This is a genomic window from Phenylobacterium sp. (assembly GCF_037968635.1).
Lineage (GTDB): Bacteria > Pseudomonadota > Alphaproteobacteria > Caulobacterales > Caulobacteraceae > Phenylobacterium.
In genome coordinates, this window is record NZ_JBBKVV010000026.1 from 1 (window position 1) to 3495 (window position 3495).

Here is a 3495-nt window from a genome sequence, read left to right on the forward strand (position 1 = left end):
TCTAAGAGGAGCGGGATGGCCTCATCGTGCTTTGGCGCGACTATTTCGACTTGGCGCCCCTGACGAAGGCTTGGCCAGAGTTGCTGGGCTAGCCCCCGCCGCTGCTCACGACAAAACACAGTTGGCAGTGATGGTGAAGATACCAGCCAGTCCCGCCGGGCTCCATTTCACGTTGCTGACGACGAAGACCAGGCTGGCGGTCGTGCCCGTGCTGTCGGCCTGGGCGAACTGGGCGTTGGTCACGTGATTTAACGCCAGGAAGTCCTTGCCGTTCGGGGCGGGCGCGACGGCGCAGGCGCCGGTCGACACCAGCGGCCCGCTGCCGGCTTTCAACGACTGGCCGCAGTTGTCCGCCGCCCACCTGGCCTGCACCGACATCGGCCCGTGCAGGTAGGGCGTGGCGAAGGTGATCTTGTAGGTCAGCGTGGCGGGCGGGCTGATAGCCGTTGGACCGATCCAGGCTGCCGGCGAGGCGTTGGCCCAGGCGCCGTTGGAAACAACGACGACCGGAGCGCCGTTCACGGTCCAGCCCGAGGTTGTATCGGTATTGATGACCAGGCTGACCTTCTGCTTGTTCTTGCAGGAGGGCAGTTCGGGCTGGGCGGTCGCCGCACCGGCGAACACCAAGCTCAAGGCCGCGCCAGCCGCCGTGGCGCCAAGAAATCCCGATCTGCTCATCCCTGTCGTCCTCTCCGGGGCTTGCCGCCCGACAGCCAGTGGACGGATGGCGCTCAAACAAGTCAAACGGAAACGGCTGGTCGGGGAATAACGGTGACAGTGCATTTAATTCTCCTCCGAATTGCCCTTTGAATGATCTGCAATCGGAATTACGGCCCCTCCCCGAAATAGGCCAACAACACCACCAATCCCCCCGACACACTCGCCCTGCGCCACAACCAGAACCAGTCCCCTACCCCTCCAGCGCCCTGATCATCTCCACCCGCGTCGCGTGCCGCCCGCCCTCGAACGGGGCCGCCAGGAACGCGTCGACGATGTCCAGCGCCAGGCCCTCGCCCACCACTCGGGCGCCGATCGACAGCATGTTGGCGTCGTTGTGCTGGCGGATCATGCGGGCCGAGAAGGTGTCGGCGCAGACGCCGCAGCGGACGCCCTTGACCTTGTTGGCGGCCATCATGATGCCCTGGCCGGTGCCGCACAGGATGATGCCGAACCGGCAATCGCCCGAGGCGACCCGCGCGCCCGCCGCCGCGCCGTGCTCGGGATAGGGGGTGCTCTCGTGGGTCGTCGGGCCGATGTCCACCACCGTCCAGCCTTGCGCGGCGATATGGACGGCGATCGCCTGTCGCAACGCGATGGCGGCGTGGTCGCTGGTCAGGACGATGCGGTCGGTCATGAAGCGGTCGTCCCGTTCCCAAGCTTGATGTGGCGGCCCGGCCGGGCGGGGTCAGGCGCCTTGGGTTCGCCAGCGTCCGGCCTTTGAAAGGATAGCAGCCGCCGCGCCCGCGGTCATGGCGCCCGGGACCCACCCCCGGACAATCGGTCACAGCCGGAGTGAAAGAACGCCGTTGTGCGTTAACCGATTTTTCAGCGGCGAAGCCTAGGCGGTTTACCCAGCGTTTACCCTGATCTCAGCGGGGTTTCTTCCACCGTCCGCCCGGTGTGGCGGCAAGCCTCAAAGAACCTCCGCCGATGCTGAAGACGATCAAGGCCAAGCTGACCTTCTCCATCGGCGCCCTGGGCGCAGCCCTCATCGTCATCGCCCTGTGCGGCTGGCTGGCCCTGGACCTGGCCAACGCCAAGATCGCCTCCATCGTCGATGACCGGGTGGTCCCGATGGAGCAGCTGAAGACCGTCAGCGACATGTACGCCGTCAGCGTCGTCGACACCGCCTGGAAGGTCCGCTCCGGCCAGCTCGCCTGGGCCGACGGCCAGGCCAGCGTCGATACCGCCACCGCCGCCCTCCACAAGTCCTGGGCCGCCTATGCCCAGACCAGCATGACCCCCGAGGAGACCACCCTGGCCCAGGGCGTGACCGCCGCCATGTCCGGCGCCGACGCCGCGGTGACCAAGCTGGAGGGCCTGCTCTCGGCCCAGGACCAGGCCGGTCTGGAGGCCTTCACGGCCGGCGAAATGTACCCCGCCATCGAGCCGGTGACCGAAAAGGTCAGCGCCCTGGTCAATCTGCAGATCACCGCCGCCCGCGCCGAGGGCGCCGCGGCCCGCCAGGCCGCCGGCATGTTCCACCTGCTGATGGGGGGCCTTGGCCTGGCCGCCGCCGGCATCCTGGCCTTCGGCTTCAGGATCGTCATCGGCGGCGTCTCGCGTCCGCTCCAGGCCATGACCAGCGCCATGCGCCGGCTGTCGGGCGGCGACAACAGCGTCGTGGTGCCCGCCGTCGGCCGCGCCGACGAGATCGGCGAGATGGCTTCGGCCATGCTGGTGTTCAAGGATAACAGCATCGAGCGCGAGAAGCTGGCCGCCGAGGCCGCCAACTTCCAGGCCGAGCTGGACCGCAAGCTCAAGGAGATGGAGGCGGCCTTCGAGGCCTCGGGTCTGGCCCAGAAGACCGTCGTCGAGGCCATGGGCCGCGAACTTCAGCGCCTGGCCGGCGGCGACCTCACCGCCCGCCTGAGCGAGAGCGTGGCGGCCGAGTACCAGCAGCTGCAGAGCGACTTCAATCTGGCGGTCAGCCAGCTGCAGGACGCCATGGCCGGGATCGCCAGTTCCAGCGGCGGCATCCGCAACGGCGCCAACGAGATTTCCCAGGCCTCCGACGACCTGTCGCGCCGCACCGAGCAGCAGGCCGCCGGCCTGGAAGAGACCGCGGCCGCGCTCGAAGAGATCACCGCCACCGTCACCCGCACTGCCGAGGGCGCCGCCCACGCCCGCGACGTGGTCTCCAAGACCACGTCGGACGCCGGCCGCTCGGCCGAGGTGGTGGCCGCCGCTGTCGAGGCCATGGGCAAGATCGAGGCCTCGGCCCAGGAGATCAGCCAGATCATCGGCGTCATCGACGAGATCGCCTTCCAGACCAACCTCCTGGCCCTGAACGCCGGGGTCGAGGCCGCCCGCGCCGGCGAGGCGGGCCGCGGTTTCGCCGTCGTCGCCTCCGAGGTCCGGGCCCTGGCCCAGCGCTCCGCCGAAGCCGCCAAGGAGATCAAGGCGCTGATCAGCGCCTCCACCGCCCAGGTCAATGAAGGCGTGGCCCTGGTGGGGGAGACCGGCACGGCCCTGGAACGCATCGCCGTGCAGATCTCGCAGATCAACGGCGTGGTCTCCGAGATCGCCGCCAGCGCCCAGGAACAGGCCACCGGCCTGCATCAGGTCAACACCGCCGTCACCCAGATGGACCAGATGACCCAGCAGAACGCGGCCATGGTCGAGCAGTCCACCGCCGCCGGCCACTCGCTGCGCAATGAGGCCGACAGCCTCATGACCCTGATCAACAGGTTCGACGTCGGCGCCGCCGGGATCGCGGTCCGCCCCACCGCCCGCGTCCCCACCGCCCCGGCCCGCCGCATCGCAGCCCCTGCC

3 protein-coding genes are annotated in these 3495 nt (G+C 68.7%); 1 reads left to right on the forward strand and 2 read right to left on the reverse strand.

The annotated features are described in order from the left end of the window. Window positions 1–105: 105 nt before the first annotated feature. Together AAC997_RS02860 and rpiB are read right to left on the reverse strand one after the other, a co-directional pair. On the reverse strand, window positions 106–678 hold the full coding sequence (locus tag AAC997_RS02860) for a hypothetical protein (RefSeq protein WP_340644193.1): 573 nt from the start codon (window positions 676–678) through the stop codon (window positions 106–108). Window positions 679–910: 232 nt separating this feature from the next. Then, window positions 911–1354, reverse strand: coding sequence for a ribose 5-phosphate isomerase B (gene rpiB / locus AAC997_RS02865; protein WP_340644194.1), 444 nt, complete (start codon window positions 1352–1354; stop codon window positions 911–913). 296 nt (window positions 1355–1650) lie between these two features. On the opposite strand from rpiB, the gene AAC997_RS02870 reads away from it, so the two are divergent. Next, a partial coding sequence (locus tag AAC997_RS02870; protein ID WP_340644195.1) for a methyl-accepting chemotaxis protein occupies window positions 1651–3495 on the forward strand: 1845 nt, incomplete at its 3' end.

Excerpts from the sequence above, each read along its gene's own strand:
- AAC997_RS02860 (WP_340644193.1), bottom strand. The coding sequence starts at position 678 with ATGAGCAGATCGGGATTTCTTGGCGCCACGGCGGCTGGCGCGGCCTTG.
- rpiB (WP_340644194.1), bottom strand. The coding sequence starts at position 1,354 with ATGACCGACCGCATCGTCCTGACCAGCGACCACGCCGCCATCGCGTTG.